The sequence below is a fragment of the Salinicola sp. V024 genome, from assembly GCF_052645315.1.
Window position 1 is genome coordinate 381,437 of record NZ_JBQXYB010000001.1, and the last position, 20,506, is coordinate 401,942.

Genomic DNA, 20,506 nt, shown 5'->3' on the forward strand with positions numbered 1-20,506 from the left:
GGCGAAGCGGGGCATTCTATCATCGCCATCTGCCCCGTACCCGGAAGAAGGCCAGCTCGACGGTCGATCGTTTCGGCCTCAGCGGCGCCAGAAGGCCGGCGTGAACAGCACCAGAATGGTGAAGATCTCCAGCCGGCCCAGCATCATCGCCAGCACCAGAATCCACTTGGCGATGCTGGGGATGTCGCCGTAGTCGGTGGAGACCTTGCCCAGTCCCGGGCCGAGGTTATTGAGCGACGAGCCGATCGCCGACCACGCCGTCACCTGATCCATGCCGGTGGCGAGCAGGGCCAGCAGCATCACTACGAAAAGCATCATGTAGACCGAAAAGAAACCCCAGACGGCTTCGGCGACGCCTTCCGAAATACGCATCTTGCCGACCTTGACCGCGAATATGGCATTCGGGTGAATCAGGCGATGAATCTCGCGAATGCCCTGCTTGAGGATCAGCAGGATCCGGATCACCTTGATACCGCCGCCCGCCGAGCCGGAACAGGCGCCGACGAACGCCGCCATGAACAGCATGATCGGCAGCACGCCGGGCCACAGCGTGAAGTCGGCCACGCTGAAACCGGACGTGGTCGCCACCGAGACCGCTTCGAACAGGCCGTGGCGAATACCGGTGGCGTCGTGGTAGGTGCCGGTGGCGAAAAGGGTGATGATGGTGATCGTGACCAGCAGCACCAGAAAGGTCACGAAGAAGCGGAATTCCGGATCGCGGATGTACTGCAGCAGGCGTCGCTCGCGCCACACCGCAAAGTGCAGGCCGAAGCTGACCGAGGAGATGATCATGAAAAACACGCAGATCATCTCGATGGTGGCGCTGTCGAAATGCGAAATGCTGGCGTCGTAGGTGGAGAAGCCGCCGACGGCGACGGTGGCGAAGCTGTGGCCGATGGCGTCGAACCAGTTCATCCCCGCGCCCCAGTAGGCCAGTGCGCAGACCACGGTCAGGATCAGATAGATGTACCACAGCGCCTTGGCCGTCTCGGTGATTCGCGGGGTCAGCTTGGAGTCCTTCAGCGGCCCGGGAATCTCGGTGCGGTAGAGCTGCATGCCGCCGATGCCGAGCGTCGGCAGAATCGCCACTGCGAGTACCACGATCCCCATGCCGCCGAGCCATTGCAGCTGCTGGCGGTAGAAGCGGATCGATGCCGGCAGGTGGTCGATGCCGCTGAGCACCGTGGCGCCGGTAGTGGTGAGGCCCGAGAACGATTCGAATACCGCGTCGGTGAACGACATCGACGGCGCTTCGGAGACCATGAACGGGATGGTCCCGAACAGCCCGAGCACGCTCCAGAACAGCACGGTGATGATGAACCCGTCACGGGTACGCAGCTCGCGTTTGGCGTGGCGATTGGGCCAGTAGAGCAGGGCGCCGGTGACGATCGAGATCGCCATGCCGGTGCCGAAGGCGTACCAGTTGCCGTCGTGGAAGATCCGGGCGATGACCATGGGCGGGACCATGGTCAGGCTGAACACCATCAACAGCAGCCCGACGATTCGTAGAATCACCAGAAAACTCAAGAGGCGGCGCTCCCTGCCGGGCGAGAAGGATGGGTGGTCGGGCGCACGACGGTTAGGGTGGCGACGTCGGACATCAGAAGAAGGTCAGGCCGACCTGAAACAGCCGTTCGACGTCGCGGATTCGACGCTTGTCGATGACGAACAGGATCAGGTGGTCGCCGGTCGCGATCATGACGTCGTCGTGGGCGATCAGGACCTCCTTGCCGCGCACGATGGCACCGATGCTGGTGCCGCTGGGCAGGTCGACTTCACCGATCGTGCGCCCGACCACGCGAGAGGAGCGTTTGTCGCCGTGGGCGATGGCCTCGATCGCCTCGGCGGCGCCGCGCCGCAGCGAGTGCACGTTGACGATATCGCCACGCCGCACATGGGTCAGCAGGCTGCCGATGGTGGTCTGCTGGGGCGAGATCGCGATATCGATCTCGCCGCCCTGTACCAGATCCACGTAGGCGGCGTTGTTGATCAGCGTCAGCACCTTCTTGGCGCCGAGACGCTTGGCCAGCATCGACGACATGATGTTGACCTCGTCGTCGTTGGTCAGCGCGCAGTAGATGTCGCAGTCCTCGATGTTCTCTTCGAGCATCAACCGCTTGCTGGTGGCGCTGCCGTGCAGCACCACGGTGCGGTCGAGGCGTTCGGACAGCGCGCCGCAGCGGGTCAGATCATGCTCGATGATCTTGACCTGATGCTTGTGTTCCAGGGTTTCGGCCAGGCGTTCGCCGATGTTGCCGCCGCCGGCGATCAATACGCGGCGGAAGTCGCGGTCGACCTTGCGCAGCTCGCCCATCACGGTGCGGATATCGCGGCGCGCGGCGATGAAGAACACCTCGTCGTCGGCCTCGATCACGGTGTCACCGGTGGGGATGATCGGCCGGTCGCGGCGGTAGATCGCCGCCACGCGTGTGTCGATGTTCGGCATGTGGCGGCGCAGAAAGCCCAATTCCTGACCCACCAGCGGACCGCCGTAATAGGCCTTGACCGCCACCAACTGGACCAGGCCACCGGCGAAATCGAGAACCTGCAGCGCGCCGGGATACTCGATCAGGCGGCGAATATGGTCGGTCACTACCTGTTCGGGGCTAATCAGGACGTCCACGGGAATGGCGTCGTTGGAGAACAGGCTCTTGCGTGTCAGGTAGGCCGTCGAGCGCACGCGACCGATCTTGGTCGGCGTGCGGAACAGTGTGTGCGCGACCTGACAGGCGATCATGTTGATCTCGTCGGAGCTGGTCACCGCGATCAGCATGTCCGCATCCTCGCCACCGGCCTGACGCAGAATATTGGGGTAGGACGCCGTGCCGATCACCGTGCGGATATCGAGCCGGTTCTGCAGTTCGCGCAGCCGCTCTTCGTTGATATCGACGACGGTGATGTCGTTCTCTTCGTGGGCCAGATGCTCGGCCAGCGTGCCGCCGACCTGACCGGCACCTAGTATGATAATTTTCATGCCAAACCTTCACGGAAGCACGGCGGGCCGCCTGTCAGTTTACCGGCGCAGGAGCGGCGATATCATGCCGTCCGGCGCCGAAATCAGCGCGTAGCATAACGAGCCGACAGGCTGAATGACAGGACCGTGGTCGACAACTGGTCGGCGGGGCGAAATCGCCCCGCCGGGTAGCGCTTCTCAATCCATCGTGACGCCGACCTTGATGGTGACCTGCCAGTGGGCAAGCTTATTGTCCTCCAGGTGGCCGCGGGTTTCGGTGACCTCGAACCAGCGCATGCCGTGAACGGTCTTGCTGGCCTTCTGCAGGGCGTTCTGTACGGCATCCTCGATGCTGGTGGGGGAAGAGCCGGTCAGTTCGATCTGCTTGTAGACGTGGTCGCTCATGTTGATGCTCCTTGCTTGGGTGAACGTGGTCGGTGAACGTAGTTGGTGAAAGTGGTCGGTGAAAACGCGTGGGTGACAGAGCGCCTGCGTCCTGCGAGGCGCTGAAAACTCAGGTGTCGACGATGACGACACCCAGCTCCGAAAGTCGCTGACGCGTGATGTCGTCGGTCTCGTAAGTGACCGGGCGCGTCAACGACCAGAGAAAATGAGTCTTGAAGCCGGCCGCCACGGCATCCTCCGCGGTCCACAGCACGCAGACATCGCGGGCCAGGCCGCAGACATAAACATCGGTGACGCGTCGGTCGCGCAGCCAGCCGGCCAGCCCGGTGGCGGGGCGATGGCCGTCGGGGCCGACGTTGTTTCGAAAGGCGCTGTAGGAGTCGATGGCGGGATCGGTGCCCTTGCGAATGATCGCGTCGCAACAGGACCAGTCGATGGCCGGATGCAGCGCCGCTCCTTCGGTGCGCTGAATGCAGTGGTCGGGCCATAGCGTCTGGGAGTGGCCGTAAAATTCGAGCGCTTCGAACGGCTGATGCGGCGGGTGCTTGGAGGCAAACGACACGTGCCCGGCCGGGTGCCAGTCCTGGGTCGCCACGACATGGTCGAAGGCTTGCTGGGCCAGCAGCCATTCGAGCCCCAGCAGAATCTCGTCGCCCTGGGCGCAGGCAAGCGCGCCGCCGGGCATGAAGTCCGGCTGCACGTCGACGATGATCAGGGCGCTATGCGAAGAGATGCCGCCGAGTGCCAGCCCCGCGGGCTGCGTCTCGGTGCGGTGCCGGGTATCGGGAGACTCGATCTCGGAAGACTCAGTACTAGTAGCCTCGGTATCGGGAGACTCGGTCTCGGGAGCCTCGGTATTGGGAACTTCCGTAGCGAGAACGTCCGTTTCGAAAACCTCGTTGTCAGGCACGGCCGGCGCTTCCTGAATGGCGAATTCAGTTCCAGTATCGAAGGCGGATGGGCATGTCGCAAGTGAGAAGCGCGGGAGAGACGTGACAGCACGTCGGGGCGGCGAGCCACCCCGACGTGGATCCTGTCTCCAGGTCAGGCTTGCTTGCGCAGGCGAGCGTAGAAGAAGCCATCGTGGCCGGTGGCAGCCGGCAACAGCTGCTGGCCCTGGCCGGCGGGGCGGCCCCAGCTCAGATCGTCGGGCATATCGGCGACGGCATCCGGCGTACGGGCCAGAAATTTTTCGATCTGTGTCGCGTTCTCCACCGGCAGCACCGAGCAGGTGGCGTAGAGCAGCGTGCCGCCCGGCGCGAGCTTGGCCCACAGCGACGCGAGCAGTCGCGCCTGCAGCGCGGCCAGTTCGGCGATATCGCTGTGACGGCGCGCGAGCTTGATGTCGGGATGGCGGCGAATGACGCCGGTGCCGGAGCAGGGCGCGTCGAGCAGAATCGCATCGAAGGGCTCGCCATCCCACCAGCTGTCGTCGGCGCTCGCCGCGCTGGCATCGGCGGCGTGCAGCGTGGCGTCCAGATGCAGGCGCTGCAGCGTCGTCGCCACGCGTTTGAGGCGAGTGGCGTCGACGTCCAGCGCGGTGAGTCGAGCATCGAAGCGTTCGAGCAGGTGGGCCGTCTTGCCGCCGGGGGCGCTGCAGGCATCGAGTACGCGCCTGTCGTTGCTGTCCTGCAATACCGGTGCCAGCAGCTCGGCACAGAGCTGCGCGGATTCGTCCTGAACGCTGACGTCGCCTTCGGCGAAACCGGGGAGCTGGGTCACGTCGCAGGGGCTTTCCAGCTGGATACCGTCCTCGGCGACGGCGCAGGGCGATGCCGACAGGCCGGCGGTCGTTAGACGCTGGAGATAATCCTCGCGGGTGACGCGGCGGCGATTGACGCGCAGGGTCATCGGCCCCGGCTCGTTGTTGGCTTCGCAGATCGCCCGCCAGTATTCCGGCCAGGCGTCGCGAAACTCCAGTAGCAGCCAGGCGGGATGCCACAGCGCTACCGGCGCATCGCGGTCGACCTTGGCCTGCAGCGCCACCGATTCGCGCTGGAAGCGGCGCAGACAGCCATTGAGCACCTTCGTCGCCCACCCCTTGCCGAAGGCGCGAGCGGCACCGGCGGTTTCGCTGACGGCGGCGTGGGGCGGCACCCGCATGTGCAGAATCTGATACAGGCCGATCAGCAGCAGCGCCTGGATGTCGGTGTCGCGCGCTTTCAGGGGCTCGCGCAGCAGCTGGTTGGCGAGGGCTTCCAGTCGCGGATGCGTGCGACATACGCCGAAGCACAGCGCCTTGACGAAGCCGCGATCGCGCTCCTTGATCACGCTGGAGGCCAGATCGGCGTCCAGGCTCGACAGCGAGCCCTTGCCGTTCAGTACCGGTACCAGCAGTTGCGCGGCAAACGCGCGAGTATCGCCAGGATTCATTGGGCGGCTTCCTTGGATGACGGATCGAGTGGTTGGCCGGAACGTTGATCGAAACCTGGCCCCAAGCACTGCCCGGGTGCGAGCCGGGGATGGTTGGCGTTGAGCAGGTCGCGGGCCGCCAGCGGCTTGCCGCCAGGCATCTGCAGCTGGCTCACGCGCAGAACCTCGCGGCCACCGTCGCCACAAGCGATTCGGATGGCATCCGAGGCGGGTTCGAGCAGCGTTCCGGGCTTGACGTTCTGCTCTCCGAGTTCAGGACTGCCGAGTTCAGGACTGCCGAGTTCGGAGCTCTCGATCTCGGCTTCCGGGGTCGCGAACCACAGCCGCAGGGGCTCGCCGTCGAGTCGTGTCCAGGCCACCGGCCAGGGATTGAAGGCGCGAATCTGGCGTGACAGCGCGACCGCTGATTGGCTGAAGTCGAGCTCCGCTTCCGGCTTCGAGAGCTTGCTGGCGTAGGTGACACCGGCCTCCGGCTGCGGCGTCGAGGTCAGATCCTGCGCGGCCAGCGCGTCGACGCCTTCGATCAGGGTCTGGCCGCCCAGCTCGGCGAGTCGGTCATGCAGTTCGCCGCCGGTCGTGGTGTCATCGATCGGGGTGCGCTTGATCAGCAGCATGGCGCCGGTATCGAGGCCGGCATCCATCTGCATCAGGGTGATACCGCTCTCGACGTCGCCCGCCTCGATGGCACGCTGGATCGGTGCCGCACCGCGCCAGCGCGGCAGCAGCGAGGCGTGCACGTTGAGGCAGCCGAGCCGGGGGATATCGAGCACCGCCTGCGGCAGCAGCAGGCCGTAGGCGACGACGATCATCACGTCGGCATCGAATTCGGCCAGTCGTCGCTGAGCCTCTTCGTTCTTGAGGCTGATCGGCGTTTCCACCACCAGCCCATGCTCGAGCGCCAGCCGCTTGACCGGGCTGGGCGTGAGCTTGCGGCCACGGCCGGCAGGTCGATCCGGCTGCGTGTAGACGCCGACGACCCGATGGCGGGAGGCGAGCAGGGCCGCTAGGCTCTCGGCGGCGAAATCGGGCGTACCGGCGAAGAGGATCCGCAGCGGCTGTCCTTCACAACGGTGACTCATTCGATGCTTTTCCTGATGGATGATGCCGACAACGGAAGTGACTCCCGTGGATGAAAGGACGAAAGGCCGGCGTCACGGAGACGGCCGGCCTTTGAAAGCCTGAGTGGCGGTGCCTGGTCGGCGATGGAGGCGACGCTCAGGCGTCCTGCTTCAGCCGTTTCTGCATTTTCTTGAGAATCCGGTCGCGCTTGAGCGGCGACAGATAATCGACGAACAGCACGCCTTCGAGATGGTCGCACTCGTGCTGGATGCAGTGCGCCAGCAGGCCGTCGGCGTCCAGTTCGTAGGCGTTGCCATCGCGATCGGTGGCATTGAGGCGGACGCGCAGCGCGCGCGGCACCTCGGCGTAGTAATCGGGGATCGACAGGCAGCCTTCCTGCAGCGGCTCGCGCTCATCGTCCAGCGGCTCGTAGCTCGGGTTGATCAGCACCAGCGGGCCGTTACGGTCGTCGCTGACATCCATGACGATCACGCGCTGATGAACGTCGATCTGCGTCGCGGCCAGGCCGATGCCCGAGGCGTCGTACATGGTTTCGATCATGTCGTCGACCAGCGCACGGATGCTGTCGTCGACCTGAGCGACCGGCGCCGCCTTGGTGCGAAGACGCGGATCGGGATATTGAAGAATGGTTCTGATGGCCATAGTCGTTTGCGTGCCTATCGGCATGAGTGACGTGTAGTGCCTATTGTAGAGCGCCAGCGTCGACGGGGGAACCGCCTGGCGGGTCTTGGGGACTTCTCGTGCTCGAGTCCGCCTGGCTCTCCACCTCGAGTCCGCCGAGCTCTCATCCTCAAGTCCGCAGGGCGGGGGCCGATCTATACGGGAAGACGTCGGCGTTCACCTCGGGGGAAGACTAAAGCAATGATCAGTTTGCAGGGTTGGCGGGCGCGTCGTTGCCGCTCGGTGGCGGGGCGGTGGCTGCTGGTCGCGGCTCTGGGGGTGGCGGCGTTGCCGGCATCGTCAGTTCAGGCTGATTCGCTCTCGCTCAGGGCGGACGCCCCGGCCAGCTACACTGTTCGTGAAGGCGATACGCTGTGGGGCATCGCCGCGCGCTTTCTCGACGCGCCGTGGCAGTGGCAGCAGCTGTGGCAGCGTAATCCACAGTTGGCTTCGCCGCGGAAGCTCTACCCCGGAGACGTGATCCATCTGGAGGCGAGCACAGGCGCGCCGCGTCTTTCCCTCGAGCGAGGGCGCGGGCAACCGGTTCGGCTTTCCCCCGGTGTGCGCCGAGCGCCAACGCGTGACGCGGTGCCCGGATTGCCGCTGGATCGAATCAAGGTCTTTCTCGACGCCTACCAGATCGTCGATCCCGATGTTCTCGACGACGCGCCGACGGTCGTCGCCGGTCAGGCCCAGCGGCTGCTGAGTGGTGCCGGCGATAAGTTATATGCCCATGGTGATCTGCCAGCGGCGGGGGCCACGCTGGGTGTGTATCGGCCGGGGACGGATTACCGCATGCCGTTGCCGACCGGCCAGTCTCGACAAGCCGCCCAGCAGGCAACGGACCAGACGACGCCCGGTCAAGAGACATTGGAAATGACATCCGTTGGTCTGGAGCTTCAGCGGCTCGGCCACGTAAAGGTAATTCGCAACGTCGGCGACGTCGGCGAGCTCCAAGTGCTGGATGCGGTGCAGGAAATCCGTAATGGCGACTATCTGCTGGCCCTCGACGAAGGCGGTATTGCCACCGAATTCCTGCCGCGCGCGCCGGACACACCGGTGGTGGCAACGATTCTGTCGGTGCCGGACGGCGTCCGATTCATTGGTCGCAACGATGTCGTGGCGATCGACCGCGGCCGCGCGGACGGCCTCGAGACGGGCCATGTGCTGCAGGTCATGCGCCAGGGCGAAAAGGTCCGTGACGACGTGCGTGACGCCTGGGTGACGCTACCGGATACCGAAGCGGGGGCGGTGATGGTGTTTCGTGTTTTCGATCACCTCAGTTACGCCCTGGTGATGCGCGCTTCTCAGGCGCTGGCGGTGGGCGATCGGCTGGTGGTGCCGCGGGATCTGCGTGAAACAGTGGCGAGCGGAGGGGCTTTTTGATCGGCGCAGCCATGAGCCGGCTCGCCTCCGGCAGCGACGGGTGTCGGTCATGACGCTGGGAATTCGCGACTGGCTGGCGCTGGATGCGCTACCCGGACTGGGTCCGGCCAAATTGGCGCCGCTGATGCGCCGCTGGCGCGAGGAGGACGATCTGCACTGGCCCCAGGGCTGGCTGGCGGCGCTACCCGCGACTCTGGCCCAGCCGCTGCGACTGTGGCTGGAACATCCGGCGCGCAGCCCGCTTACGGCTTCGGTCGACGCCGCGATCGCCTGGGAAGCCGAAGATCCCCGCCATCATCTGCTGCATCCCGGTCATCCGGCGTGGCCGGATCTGCTCGATCAGCTGCCGGACCCGCCGAGCGTTGTCTGGGCCAAGGGCGATCTCGATGTGCTGGCTCGCCCGGCCATGGCGATCGTGGGTACCCGGCGACCCACCCGGGAAGGTCAGGACAACGCGATGCGCTTCGCCCGAGATCTGGTCGAAAGAGGCTACTGCATCGTTAGCGGCATGGCGCTGGGAATCGACGGCGCCGCGCAGCGAGCGGCATTGCAGGCGGGCGGCGCGACCATCGGCGTGCTCGGCTGCGGGGTGGACGTGATCTATCCGCCGCGCCACGCTTTCCTCTACCGGGAACTGCTGGCAGGGCAGGGACTGCTGCTCTCCGAACATCCGCCGGACACGCGGGCGCATCCGCGCTTCTTTCCCCGTCGCAACCGCCTGATTACCGGTCTTGCCCAGGGCGTGCTGGTGGTGGAAGCGGCGGAAAAGAGCGGTTCGCTGGTCAGCGCCAGGCTGGCGCTGGAGCAGGACCGGGAAGTCTTCGCCATACCCGGGTCGATTCACAACCCGCAGTCGACGGGCTGCCTGCGCCTGATTCGTCAGGGCGAAGCGGCGTTGGTGCGCGATGTCGACGACATGCTCGCCGACCTGGCGCCGTGGCAGCTGCCTGTCTCCGCCACGACGACGGGCCGCGAGGAGGATCAGCGGATCGCGGGGGATCGCTCGCAGCCGTCCACGGCAAGCCGGTCGGCGCCGAACGTTGCGCCCGCCGCACCCGACTCGCCGCTGTTGGCAGCGCTCACCGACGCGCCGACGCCGGTAGACCTGCTGGTCGAGCTCACCGGGCAGTCGGTGGCCGAGCTCCAGCTGGGCCTGCTCGAGCTCGAACTCGACGGCTGGGTTGCGCAGACCACCGGCGGCTGGGTCCGGCGAGGGCGCTAAGAGCGACCCTTGTCTCGGCCATCTTCGACACGGAATTCTGGCCGTCAGGCGCGAATGCCGCCTGTTGGGCTATCAGGTTCCTGGGTTCCTGGGTTCCTGGGTTCCTGGGCTATTGGGCTATTGGGTCGTTGGCCCGCCCCACACTTCCAGATGGTTGCGCCGCGCGCGCGACTTCTCCTCGTCGCTCAGGCTCCAGTCGCCGCCGTAAATCGCTTCTTCCCAGGCGCCGTAGGCCGGATTGGGCAGTACGATGTAGCGGCTGCCGAAGGCGTCGGCCTGCGCGTTGACGGCAGCTCGTCGCGCCGCGGCGGTCTCGCGATCGAAGCCGGCGGAAAAGTCTCCCAGGTTGTCCCCCATCAGCAGCACGACCCAGTGCGACTGTGCCACCCGCTGACGTCGCGGCGTCTTGTCGCTGGCATCGGTGCGCGGCAGGAAATGCTCGCTGTCGGCATCGGGGAAGCCGACCTGGCGCAGGTTGCGCAGCGTCGCGTCGGACTCGTTCTCGCGCCGGTTGGTGACATAGAAGACCTCGACCCCGCGGGAGGCGGCGTAGTCCAGAAATGCCTTGGCACCGGGCATCGGCACCGCGCTGGCCTTCTCCACCCACTGATGCCAGCTGTCGCTGGCGTAGTTCTCGTCGTTGGCAATCAACCACGCCTCGTAGGCCGCGTTGTCGAGAACGGTCTCGTCGACGTCGACGATGATCGCCGGCGGGCGCTGCTGATTGTTACCCGGCGCGGAAAGCGCGCGATCCAGATTCATCCGGGCGAGATTGAAGGCCTGATGGCTGAGCGCGGCGTACTCTCCCGAAGACTGCATCCACACCGTCGCCATCACCAGTTCGTCGGAAAGCGACGTCGACTGGCTCGGCGGCTGCGCGGGTTGCTGGGCGCAGGCGGTCAGCCCGCCGGCCAGCGCCAGCGAGATCAGGGATAGAGAGAGTGGAGAACGGGACATCGTCGGTTTCCTTGTCGGTTGTCTGTCGAGGGCCGGTCACTGTCTGTCGAGGTCGGTGAGTGTCTACGAGGGTCGGTCGTTGTCTGGCGATGAGCCTACGACGAGTCAATATGGCTGGCGATCCGAGCATTCGCCAGCTGTGGATCGGCAGGCGGGTGAGGGCGGGTGCGACGTCGAGGCGCGGCCCGAGCCCATGCCGACATGCTAGAATTTGCGCCACGCTCGGTGCCCTTGTTTCCCTTCAGGTTCCGGTACCGGCTTTCGCGCCGATATTCATGTCGTGCAGATTCTCGTGACGCGCAGCTTTTCGTGACGCATAGCTTTTCGTGAATAGAGATCAAAACGAGGCAAGGATGAGGCAAGAGTATGCGGCAGCGGTCGCGGCGCTCCAGCGCGGCGGGGTCATCGCCTATCCCACCGAAGGCGTCTGGGGACTTGGCTGCGATCCGGACAACGAGCGGGCATTGGCCGCGTTGATCGCGCTCAAGGGTCGCGCCAGTGAAAAAGGGCTGATCCTGATCGCCGGTGACATCCGCCAGCTCTCGGCCTGGCTCGAGGGCATCGACGACGCGGCGATGGCCCGGCTGACCGCGACCTGGCCCGGTCCCAATACCTGGTTGGTTCCCGATAACGGCCGTGCCTCGCCGCTGCTTCGTGGCAAGCATTCCACCCTGGCGGTACGCGTCAGCGACCACCCGCTGGTACAGACGCTATGTGCCGCCTGGGGCGGGCCGCTGGTGTCGACGTCCGCCAATCGTGCCGGTGAGCCGTCGGCGATGAGCGCCGAGCAGGTGCGCGAGACGTTCGGCACGGCGCTGGACGGCATCGTCGACGGGCCTTTGGGCGGACGCGATCGGCCGAGTACCATTCGCGACCTGATGACCAACCGGACCCTGCGTGCCTGAGGGCGCGAGCGGCTGGCAGCGAGACTGCCCGATTCACTCTCTGAACTCATATTTTCCGGACCCGAAGGAACGACGACCGTGGCACATCCTCATCTCGAACGCGTCAAGGAATACCTGCTCACGTTCCAGGACCGACTCAGCGACGCGCTGACTGCCCTCGACGGCGACGGGCGCTTTCACGAGGAAACCTGGGATCGCCCCGAGGGCGGTGGCGGTCGTTCGCGGGTGATCGAAGAGGGCGCGCTGTTCGAGAAAGGCGGGGTCAATTTATCGCATGTCTACGGCGAGAAACTGCCGCCCTCGGCAAGTGCGGCGCGCCCCGAGCTGGCGGGGCGCAGTTTCCACGCCGTCGGCGTCTCCTGGGTACTGCATCCGCGTAATCCGCACGTGCCCACCGTTCACGGCAACATCCGTTTCTTCATCGCCGACAAGGCCGGTGAGGAACCCGTGTGGTGGTTCGGTGGGGGCTACGACCTGACGCCTTACTACCCTTATCTCGAAGACGTTCAGCATTGGCATCGTGTTGCCAAGGCGGCCTGCGATCCCTTCGGCGACGACGTCTATCCGCGCTTCAAGGCCTGGTGCGACGAGTACTTCTTTCTCAAGCATCGTAACGAGACGCGCGGCATCGGCGGGCTGTTCTTCGATGATCTCAACGAATGGCCGTTCGAGGAGTGCTTTGCTTTCCAGCGCTCGGTCGGCGAGAGCTTTCTCGAGGCGTTCGAGCCGATCGCCCGGCGTCGTCGCGAGGTGCCTTTCGGCGAGCACGAGCGGGAATTCCAGTCCTACCGCCGCGGGCGTTACGTCGAATTCAATCTGGTGTGGGACCGCGGCACGTTGTTCGGCCTGCAGAGTGGCGGACGTACCGAATCGATTCTGATGTCGATGCCACCGCTGGCGCGCTGGAAGTATCAGTGGACGCCGCAGGCCGGCACCGAGGAGGCGCGTCTGCAGGCGTTCCTCGAACCCCGCGACTGGCTATCCGCAACCGAGGAACCCCAACCGTCATGACCGACCGTTACGCCGTTTTCGGCAATCCCATTGGCCATTCGAAATCACCACGTATCCACAGGGCGTTCGCCGAGCAGACCGCGCAATCGCTGCGCTACGATGCCATCGAAGCGCCCGAGATCGACTTCGCGGGGGCCTGGCAGGCGTTCGTCGAAGCCGGCGGTCGCGGCGCCAATGTCACGGTGCCGTTCAAGCAGGACGCCTATGCGCTGGCGCAGGTGCTGTCACCGCGAGCGCAGCTGGCCGGTGCCGTGAATACATTGATGGTGGGGCGCGACGGCCAGACCTACGGCGATACCACCGACGGTGTCGGCCTGGTCCGTGACCTGCAGGCCCACGCCGCTCCGCTCGAGGGGGCGCGTGTGCTGTTGCTCGGCGCCGGTGGCGCCTCGCGTGGGGTGATCGAACCACTGCTGGATGCCGGTATCGCTTCGCTGACGATCGCCAACCGTACGGTCGCCAAGGCGGAGCAACTGGCGTTGCTGTTTGCCGCCAAGGGCGAAGTGTCCGGCTGTGGATTCGATGACGTCGAGGGGCCGTTCGATCTGGTCATCAACGCGACCAGTGCCAGTCTGGCCGGCGATCTGCCGCCGTTACCCGACGAGACGTTCGCTGCGGAAGGCCTGGCTTACGACATGATGTATGCCGCCGAGCCGACGGTATTTCTGCGTTGGGCGGCCGAGCACGGCGCGCGCACCGTCGACGGACTCGGCATGCTGATCGAGCAGGCGGCGGAGTCGTTCTGGCTGTGGCGTCAGGTGCGTCCGGATACCGCGCCGCTGCGGGAGCTGCTGAGGCGGGAGCTGTAAGCGCTCGTAGTCGGAGAGGCCGGCAAAGCCTGTACGTCGAACTTGCCACCCCCTGACGTCTTCATGACGGTGCTGACAGTTGGAGCGCTGAGACGGGTCTGGCGACAGGGATGTCGCCAGAGGCGCGCCGGCACAGGGATGTGCTTACGCGCCGAACCGGGAGCAGCGCTCCAGCGGTCAGGGTTTCGCCGTCATGCGACGTCAAGAAAGGGGGGCGCGAAGGGATCCCCCTCGCATTCACGAGCAACAGGTCGGTTGACGCCACGTCAGTGGTAACTCGAACACCTTCGAATATGTTGTCCTTATCCCAATCAAACCTTGCAGTTGGGCCGCTTCCCGTCGGCCTTGGCCTGCTCATAGCGCGGCTCGGCTTCGCTGAGCCGGTCATGCAGCGCTTCCATGCGCTGGGCGTTGCTGGGGTGGGTCGACATCCAGGCAGGCTGTTCGCCCTGGCTTTCGGCCGACATGTTCTGCCATAGCTGAATACTCGAGCTGGGGTCGAAGCCTGCGTCGGCCATCAGGTCCAGCCCGACCAGATCGGCCTCCGACTCCTGCTTGCGCGAGAACGGCAGGATCACACCGTACTGGGCGCCTGCGCCCAACAGCCCCATGACCTGCTCGCCACCGGCGCCCTGCAGGCCGGCCACCGACTGCAGTACCGAAAGCCCGCTCTGTGTCGCGGCCTGAGTGGAGACGCGCTCATTGGCGTGGTGCGCCAGCACGTGCCCGACTTCGTGGCCGATGACCGCAGCCAGCTGATCCTGATTGGTGGCGACGTCGAGCAGCCCGGTGTTGACGCCGATATAACCACCCGGCAAGGCGAAGGCGTTGGCGGTGTCGTCCTTGAACACCTTGACTTCCCAATCGGAAATTCCGGCGCTGTCGGGGACGGCCGCAGTGATCGCCTTGGCCACGCACTGGACGTAGGTCGCCTGCGCGCCGCCGACCGTGGGCAGTTCCTGTTCGTACTGGGAAAAGCTCTGCTTGCCCATCTGGGAAAGCTCGTCATCGGAGTAGAACGCCAGCTGGTTGCGGCCCATCGGCGAGGTGCTGCACGCACTCAGCAGTGCGGCGACGCCGAGCGCGCCGATCAGCCGCGAGGACGGTCTTTTCGATGCGAGGGGCGATGTGAGGCGCGATGCGAAAGTCTTCGAATCTTCCATGAGTATCTCCGGAGCTGCCTGAAGCTCTGTCGTCATGACGGTTTGTCGGGACGGATTATCGATCCGCTCAAGATACCCGGCCTGGCGGGGTGGTCAACCCGGCGCGTTCTCTCTCGCGTCCTCGCTTGCGTTTCCGGGTGCGCTCTCCGGCGGGTCACCTGGCGATGTCGTTGGCGGCTCGCCGACATCCAGCGTCAATGTCGGGGCGGTGACGATGCCACCGAGGGCGGCCGGCAGCGTCGGCGTCAACGACAGCCGGCTGCCTGCCGGGAGTTCCCCCGTAGCGCTGAGTCGACGCGCCAGCGCCAGCAGCGACGAGACGCGTTCGGCTTTCGAGCTCATCTCGTCGAGCCCGGTCGGTTCGAGCGCCACCGGCAGCGTCACGGTGGTGGGCTCGCCGCCTTGCAGTTGAACGGGCTCGTCGACCTCGCCAGTGACAAGCTCGGCGCCGGGTACCTGCAGCTGCCAATCGAAGCCCTGAAGTGCGATCGAGGGCGCGCTTGCCGGGAGCATCATCGCCAGCGGCAGGTCGATATTCACCGGTAGCCCGGCCAGCGCCAGCCCGGAACTCAGCAGCGAGAGCTCGTCGATGCCTTCCAGCCCGGGGGAAAAGTGATAGTTACCGATCCGCACGTTTTCCACGCCCATTGACGACAGCGCGATTCGGCCCAGCATCAAGCCGACCTGAGGCAGTGCCAGGCAGCCGCCGAGCAAAGCCACCAGCGTCAGAGCCAAGAACGGACGGCAACGAGAGAGCATCGTTTTTCCAGGCAGTAGTCAGGTGGGGAAGTGGTTGGAAAATGCGGTGAAAACGGCGATTCCATCAAGCAGGGCTCGCCTCGGGCCGGGCAGACAAGGTTGGCCGCCACCGCCCACGACTGGACCCGTGGAATCAACCGGCACAAGATACGCTGTTTCCGGCAATCTGCAATCGTCTGTCACGTCGATCGCCATCGTCGGTAGCGTGGCGCTGCCAGTCTGCTCTGTTTGGCGCATTTTTGCGTTGTTATCCGGGACGTTTCCATCTTCAGCCGAGACGTTCCCATTTTCAAATGGTAGGGAGAATCGAAGATGTATGGGGATCTTGCGCTACGGGTGAGCCGCCTGCTGGATCGTGTCGAAAGCTGGCTGCCGGAGCAGCCGGCAGTCGTGGACTGGAGCCGTGATATCGCGGCGCTGTGGCAATCTCACCCTCTCGGCGGGCAGCTGGTCGCCGTATCGCCACGCGACGGCGTGACGCTGGATGATCTGATTGGCGTCGAACGGCAGAAGCACGCCCTGCTGGAGAATACCCGTGCCTTTCTCCAGGGTTACCCTGCCAACCATGCCTTGCTCTGGGGCGCTCGCGGCAGCGGCAAGTCGTCGATGGTCCGCGCCTTGCTCAATACCCTGGCGGGGGAAGGGTTGCGTCTGATTCAGGTCGACCGCCACGATCTGGTGGCATTGCCGATTCTGGTCCAGCGGCTGCGCGATCGCTCGGAGCGTTTCGTCGTCTATTGCGACGACCTCTCGTTCGAGGGCAGCGACGATGCCTACAAGGCATTGAAAAGCGTGCTCGATGGCACCCTCACCGGCCCGCCGGACAACGTGCTGCTCTACGCGACATCGAACCGACGCCATCTGTTGCCGGAATCCATGGCCGACAATCAGCAGACGCATCTGGTCGAGGGCGAGCTGCATCACGGCGACGCGGTGGAAGAGAAAATTTCGCTGTCGGACCGGTTTGGCCTGTGGCTCGCCTTTCACCCGTTCGGCCAACAGGCCTATCTCGAGACCTGTGAACACTGGGTCGCGCACCTGGGCGGGGAGTCTGCCTGGAACGAGGCGGCTCGCGCCGAAGCCGTGCGCTACGCCACCCTGCGAGGCGTTCGCAGTGGCCGTGCCGCGTGGCAATTTGCCTGTCAGTGGGTCGGATCGCAGTCTATTCGACGCGCCACGGAATAAAAGATTACGGTACTCTCATGAAAAAGCATGAGCCAAGCTCAGCTCATCAAGGCTTCATGAGGGGAAAAACGGGTGAAAGTCTCTCGCTTACCGATATGGCTGATTCTGCTGGGCAGTGCCTTGCTGACGCTTTTTTTCGGCTGGATGCTACTGCAGGCGTTGTACAACGACCGCGAAGCTTTTTCCCGAGACCTTGATTTTCAGTCTCAGGAGCAAGGCGTCACCATCAATGCCTCTCGAGCGGGACTCGAACGCCGCGTTCAGGTGCTGGCCACCACTCTTGTCGCCAATCCGGTGGTCAGAGGGGTCATGGCGCAGGCTGTGACGCCGCTCCCACCGGGTCGACTTCGAGCGATCCGAGTCCGCCTGCGCGAGAACCTCGCCCCCTATTGGGAGGCGCTGGAGGCGGGCAACGCTCTGGAGCTTAATCTCTTCCTGCCCGGTGACACCGACGCGGATCCCTTCTTGAGCCTGCAGTCGAATGGCGCGTCCCAAGCATCCGGGGACAGTGACTACCTGCTGCGACAGAGCCTGGAAACACGGGAGGCGGTTTACGGCATCGAGTTCGACGGCTCGCGCGCCACCACGGCTGGCGTTGCCCCCATCTTCGCCCCTGAGGATGAGAAAAACGATGTGCTCGTCGGACTGCTGGAGGTGGAATTCGCCGTCGTGCCCAACGTCGATAAGCTTTCCGCGCAGTTGGAAAGTGGTGTCGCGATTCTTGCTCCTCAAGGCGATGGCACCTCGCCCGGGTGGCAAGTCGCCAACCGATCGGACGAATTAATCGATGGCTGGGTGTCGCGACATCAGCTTCCGGTCGTTCACGACCAGGCGAATTGGACCGTGGTCCAGGGGGAGGGTGGACGCGGCTATCTATTGACGCTGGTCCCGCTGAGCCAAACCGGTGATGACAGCTCGCGGGCGGTGGCGGCGGTCGCGGTCTGGAAAGACATCACGACTCAACTTGAGCATCGCGATGCGCTGATCGTCAACACTTGGCTGCGTTGGGGAGTGGCCTGGCTTATTGCCGAAGCCTGCCTGCTGTTGTTGCTATGGGGCACGCGTCGTGTGACCCGGGACACCATGCTTCGTCATCAAAAGCGACTCGAGGGGCAGAAGTCGACGCTCGAGTCTCTCAATCAGCGTCTCGAGGCGCAGAAAGATACGTTGCAGACGCTCAACGACATCGCTGCCTTTCAAGAGACTTCTTTTCAGCGTCTGGTGGAAAAGGCGCTGCAGGAGGGCGCTGAACACTTGGGTATGCCGTTCGCCGTCGCCAATCGCATCGAAGGCGAGGATTATCTGATTCAAGCTGCCTACTCCATCGATCAGCGATTCGAGCCGGGGCAGCATCTGAAAACCAGCGATACATTCTGCGAGCTGAGCATGGCCAGCGCCGATGTCGTCGCTTTCTCCGACGCCGATGCCGATGGTTTCTCGGAGCATCGGTGTCGTTTGCGCTATGAGCTCAAGAGCTACATTGGTGCGCCCATCTGGGTGCATGGCAAGCGCTATGGCGCGCTGGCGTTTAGTAGTGACCAAGTGTATCCGCGACAATTCAATGAGGTTGACGAGGAGTTCGTGCGCCTACTGGCACGCTGGATTGGCGCCACACTAATGCGCTGGAAGGATGTCGAGGCGCGAGAAGAATTGAGCAAGCGGTTGCGCAAGATTGCCTCACAGACGCCAGGTTTGATTTACCAATACCGTCAAGATTCGGCAGGGCGGTCGTCGTTCCCCTATGCCAGTGAAGCGATCAAGACGTTCTATGGGATCACGCCCGAGGAGGCCGCCGAGGATGCTTCTCATGTCTTCGAGCGAGTACATGAAGATGATGCAGAGCGTCTGGCGATTTCCGTCAGCGAGTCCGAGCGTAACTTGACTCCCTGGAATTGCGAGTACCGGGTGAGACAGGACAATGGAGAATTTATCTGGCTCGCCGGACAGTCGATTCCCGAGCGTGAGGACGATGGCGGAACGATATGGCATGGTTTTTTGCATGACGTGACTGCACGCAAACGCGACGAGCGCTTGAAAGGAGAGTTCATTTCGACGGTCAGTCATGAGCTGCGCACGCCGTTGACCTCGATCTCCGGTGCGCTGGGGTTGATTCAAGGCGGTGTCTTGGGCACGCCGCCGGATGCTATGCGGAGCATGCTGACGACCGCGCATAATAACTCCCAGCGTCTGATCCTGTTGATCAACGACCTGCTCGACATGGAAAAGCTGGTGGCGGGCAAGATGTCGTTCCAGATGCAGGACCAGGCGCTGATGCCCCTGATCGATCAGGCAGTCGAGGCCAACCAGGGCTATGCGGATCAGTTTCATACCCACTACGTGATTACCAGGCGCCTCGATCGAGCGATGGTCAACGTCGATGCGATGCGCCTTCAGCAGGTCTTGAGCAACCTGCTCTCCAACGCCGCCAAATTTTCGCCGCCGGAGACGCAGGTCGACATTCTGGTCGAGCCGATCGCCGATCGGGTGCGCGTCAGTGTCATCGATCACGGGCCGGGGATTCCGGTCGAATTCCACGAGCGTATCTTTCAGAAATTCTCCCAGGCCGACGCCTCCACCACCCGCAAGCAGGGCGGCACCGGGCTGGGGCTTGCCATCACTCGCGAGCTCGTCGAGCGCATGCGCGGGTCGATCAACTTCTTCTCGGAAGAGGGCCATGGCGCCTGCTTCTTCTTCGAGCTGCCATGCGTGGAGCCGGCCTCTACCTCAGTAGGCGTCCTGGAGGGCGTCGGGGAAGGCGTCGACGGATCGCGACGGCATCCCGATGAGAAGGCGCTGGCAAGCACGGACGAGACGGTCGCCGCCGGTTCTCGACTGCTGATCGTCGAGGACGACCACGATACGGCAATGCTGTTGGCAACGCTGGTAAGGCATTGGGGCTATCAGGCCGAAATCGCCCACACCATGAGCGAGGCGTTGAAATGGCTGGAACGGCGCAGTTTCGACGCTCTCACACTCGATCTGATGCTGCCCGACGGCAACGGCCTGACCCTGCTGCGCCAGCTGCGGGAACAGCCGCAGACGCGCGATCTACCCGTGCTGGTGGTATCGGCGACGGCGGAAGAGGGCCAGCTCGAGATCGGCGGTCGGATGGCTGCCGTGGACTGGCTGGCCAAGCCCTTCAACGAGAAGCGCCTCGCCGGCGCGCTGCACAGCTCGTTGAGTCTGCGTCCGCAACACGAGCGGATTCTCCATGTCGAAAGCGATGCCGGACTTTCCCAGCGCGTTGCCGGGCAGATCGCCCCCAGCATGACGCTGGATGTGGCGCGTTCACTGCAGGAGGCTCGCTACCTGCTCGACAGTCACGACTATGGCTTGATCTCGCTGGATCTGACCGCGCCCCAGGGCCCCGGCTGGGAGATCATTCCGATACTGAGCCAGCTCGCCAGACAGCCGGCCGTCATCATCCTGTCGGAGGAGGCCCTGGCGCCGACGCTGCTAGGCCGCGTCAAAACGGCGATCGCCAGACCGGGGCTCTCCGCGGAGGCATTGATGGATGCCTTCGATCGTCAGCTCAATGCCACCAGGACGCTTTCGAATGACGAACCCGAGGGCGATTCCCAGAGCGATTCCCAGAACGATTCCCATAACGATAAAGAGGAAGACCAGAAGGAATGAGG

Annotated in this window: 17 protein-coding genes; 7 read left to right on the forward strand and 10 right to left on the reverse strand. The window is 64.3% G+C overall.

Features of this window, described 5'->3' with window-relative positions; translation table 11 throughout:
- Nucleotides 1-78: 78 nt before the first annotated feature.
- The 7 genes from ACUN9V_RS01730 to def form a co-directional block, all read right to left on the reverse strand.
- On the reverse strand, nucleotides 79-1,527 hold the full coding sequence (locus ACUN9V_RS01730) for a TrkH family potassium uptake protein (protein WP_445510126.1): 1,449 nt from the start codon (nucleotides 1,525-1,527) through the stop codon (nucleotides 79-81).
- Between the two features lie 73 nt (nucleotides 1,528-1,600).
- Complete coding sequence (gene trkA, locus ACUN9V_RS01735; RefSeq protein ID WP_075562657.1) at nucleotides 1,601-2,974, reverse strand: Trk system potassium transporter TrkA; 1,374 nt, start codon at nucleotides 2,972-2,974, stop codon at nucleotides 1,601-1,603.
- A gap of 177 nt (nucleotides 2,975-3,151) precedes the next feature.
- On the reverse strand, nucleotides 3,152-3,358 hold the full coding sequence (locus tag ACUN9V_RS01740; RefSeq protein WP_075562656.1) for a dodecin: 207 nt from the start codon (nucleotides 3,356-3,358) through the stop codon (nucleotides 3,152-3,154).
- 109 nt (nucleotides 3,359-3,467) lie between these two features.
- Nucleotides 3,468-4,268 (reverse strand): bifunctional nicotinamidase/pyrazinamidase, encoded by an 801-nt coding sequence (pncA, locus tag ACUN9V_RS01745; protein ID WP_445510127.1) that lies wholly within the window; start codon nucleotides 4,266-4,268, stop codon nucleotides 3,468-3,470.
- Between the two features lie 134 nt (nucleotides 4,269-4,402).
- Nucleotides 4,403-5,731, reverse strand: a complete 1,329-nt coding sequence (gene rsmB / locus ACUN9V_RS01750; protein WP_445510128.1) for a 16S rRNA (cytosine(967)-C(5))-methyltransferase RsmB — start codon at nucleotides 5,729-5,731, stop codon at nucleotides 4,403-4,405.
- Complete coding sequence (gene fmt, locus ACUN9V_RS01755; RefSeq protein ID WP_445510129.1) at nucleotides 5,728-6,810, reverse strand: methionyl-tRNA formyltransferase; 1,083 nt, start codon at nucleotides 6,808-6,810, stop codon at nucleotides 5,728-5,730. Before fmt ends, rsmB begins: the two co-directional genes overlap by 4 nt.
- 136 nt (nucleotides 6,811-6,946) lie before the next feature.
- The gene (gene def / locus ACUN9V_RS01760; protein ID WP_445510130.1) at nucleotides 6,947-7,453 is read right to left on the reverse strand and encodes a peptide deformylase; all 507 of its coding nucleotides are present in this window, start codon (nucleotides 7,451-7,453) and stop codon (nucleotides 6,947-6,949) included.
- A gap of 219 nt (nucleotides 7,454-7,672) precedes the next feature.
- Here def and ACUN9V_RS01765 point away from each other — a divergent pair, with 219 nt between their 5' ends.
- Complete coding sequence (locus ACUN9V_RS01765) at nucleotides 7,673-8,857, forward strand: LysM peptidoglycan-binding domain-containing protein (RefSeq protein WP_445510131.1); 1,185 nt, start codon at nucleotides 7,673-7,675, stop codon at nucleotides 8,855-8,857.
- Between the two features lie 49 nt (nucleotides 8,858-8,906).
- The gene (dprA, locus tag ACUN9V_RS01770; protein ID WP_445510132.1) at nucleotides 8,907-10,079 is read left to right on the forward strand and encodes a DNA-processing protein DprA; all 1,173 of its coding nucleotides are present in this window, start codon (nucleotides 8,907-8,909) and stop codon (nucleotides 10,077-10,079) included.
- 117 nt (nucleotides 10,080-10,196) lie between these two features.
- Here dprA and ACUN9V_RS01775 read toward each other — a convergent pair whose 3' ends face one another.
- Nucleotides 10,197-11,036, reverse strand: coding sequence for a 5'-nucleotidase, lipoprotein e(P4) family (locus ACUN9V_RS01775; protein WP_445510133.1), 840 nt, complete (start codon nucleotides 11,034-11,036; stop codon nucleotides 10,197-10,199).
- A 353-nt stretch (nucleotides 11,037-11,389) separates the two neighbouring features.
- On the opposite strand from ACUN9V_RS01775, the gene ACUN9V_RS01780 reads away from it, so the two are divergent.
- The 3 genes from ACUN9V_RS01780 (at nucleotide 11,390) to aroE (ending at nucleotide 13,761) form a co-directional block, all read left to right on the forward strand.
- Nucleotides 11,390-11,941: an L-threonylcarbamoyladenylate synthase gene (locus ACUN9V_RS01780; protein WP_445510134.1), complete on the forward strand. Its 552-nt coding sequence runs from the start codon at nucleotides 11,390-11,392 to the stop codon at nucleotides 11,939-11,941.
- A gap of 78 nt (nucleotides 11,942-12,019) precedes the next feature.
- On the forward strand, nucleotides 12,020-12,952 hold the full coding sequence (gene hemF, locus ACUN9V_RS01785) for an oxygen-dependent coproporphyrinogen oxidase (protein ID WP_445510135.1): 933 nt from the start codon (nucleotides 12,020-12,022) through the stop codon (nucleotides 12,950-12,952).
- Entirely contained in the window at nucleotides 12,949-13,761 is an 813-nt protein-coding gene (gene aroE, locus ACUN9V_RS01790; protein ID WP_445510136.1) for a shikimate dehydrogenase, read from the forward strand. Before hemF ends, aroE begins: the two co-directional genes overlap by 4 nt.
- Before the next feature lie 311 nt (nucleotides 13,762-14,072).
- Here the strand turns inward: aroE and ACUN9V_RS01795 are convergent, their stop codons facing one another.
- Together ACUN9V_RS01795 and ACUN9V_RS01800 are read right to left on the reverse strand one after the other, a co-directional pair.
- A complete protein-coding gene (locus tag ACUN9V_RS01795) occupies nucleotides 14,073-14,924 on the reverse strand; it encodes a M48 family metallopeptidase (protein WP_445510137.1) in 852 nt (283 codons plus the stop codon).
- Between the two features lie 93 nt (nucleotides 14,925-15,017).
- A complete protein-coding gene (locus tag ACUN9V_RS01800; protein WP_445510138.1) occupies nucleotides 15,018-15,683 on the reverse strand; it encodes a hypothetical protein in 666 nt (221 codons plus the stop codon).
- Nucleotides 15,684-15,995: 312 nt separating this feature from the next.
- Between ACUN9V_RS01800 and ACUN9V_RS01805 the strand changes: the two genes are divergently transcribed.
- Together ACUN9V_RS01805 and ACUN9V_RS01810 are read left to right on the forward strand one after the other, a co-directional pair.
- Nucleotides 15,996-16,868, forward strand: a complete 873-nt coding sequence (locus ACUN9V_RS01805; RefSeq protein ID WP_445510139.1) for an ATP-binding protein — start codon at nucleotides 15,996-15,998, stop codon at nucleotides 16,866-16,868.
- 72 nt (nucleotides 16,869-16,940) lie between these two features.
- On the forward strand, nucleotides 16,941-20,504 hold the full coding sequence (locus ACUN9V_RS01810; RefSeq protein WP_445510140.1) for an ATP-binding protein: 3,564 nt from the start codon (nucleotides 16,941-16,943) through the stop codon (nucleotides 20,502-20,504).
- The last annotated feature ends 2 nt before the right edge of the window (nucleotides 20,505-20,506 follow it).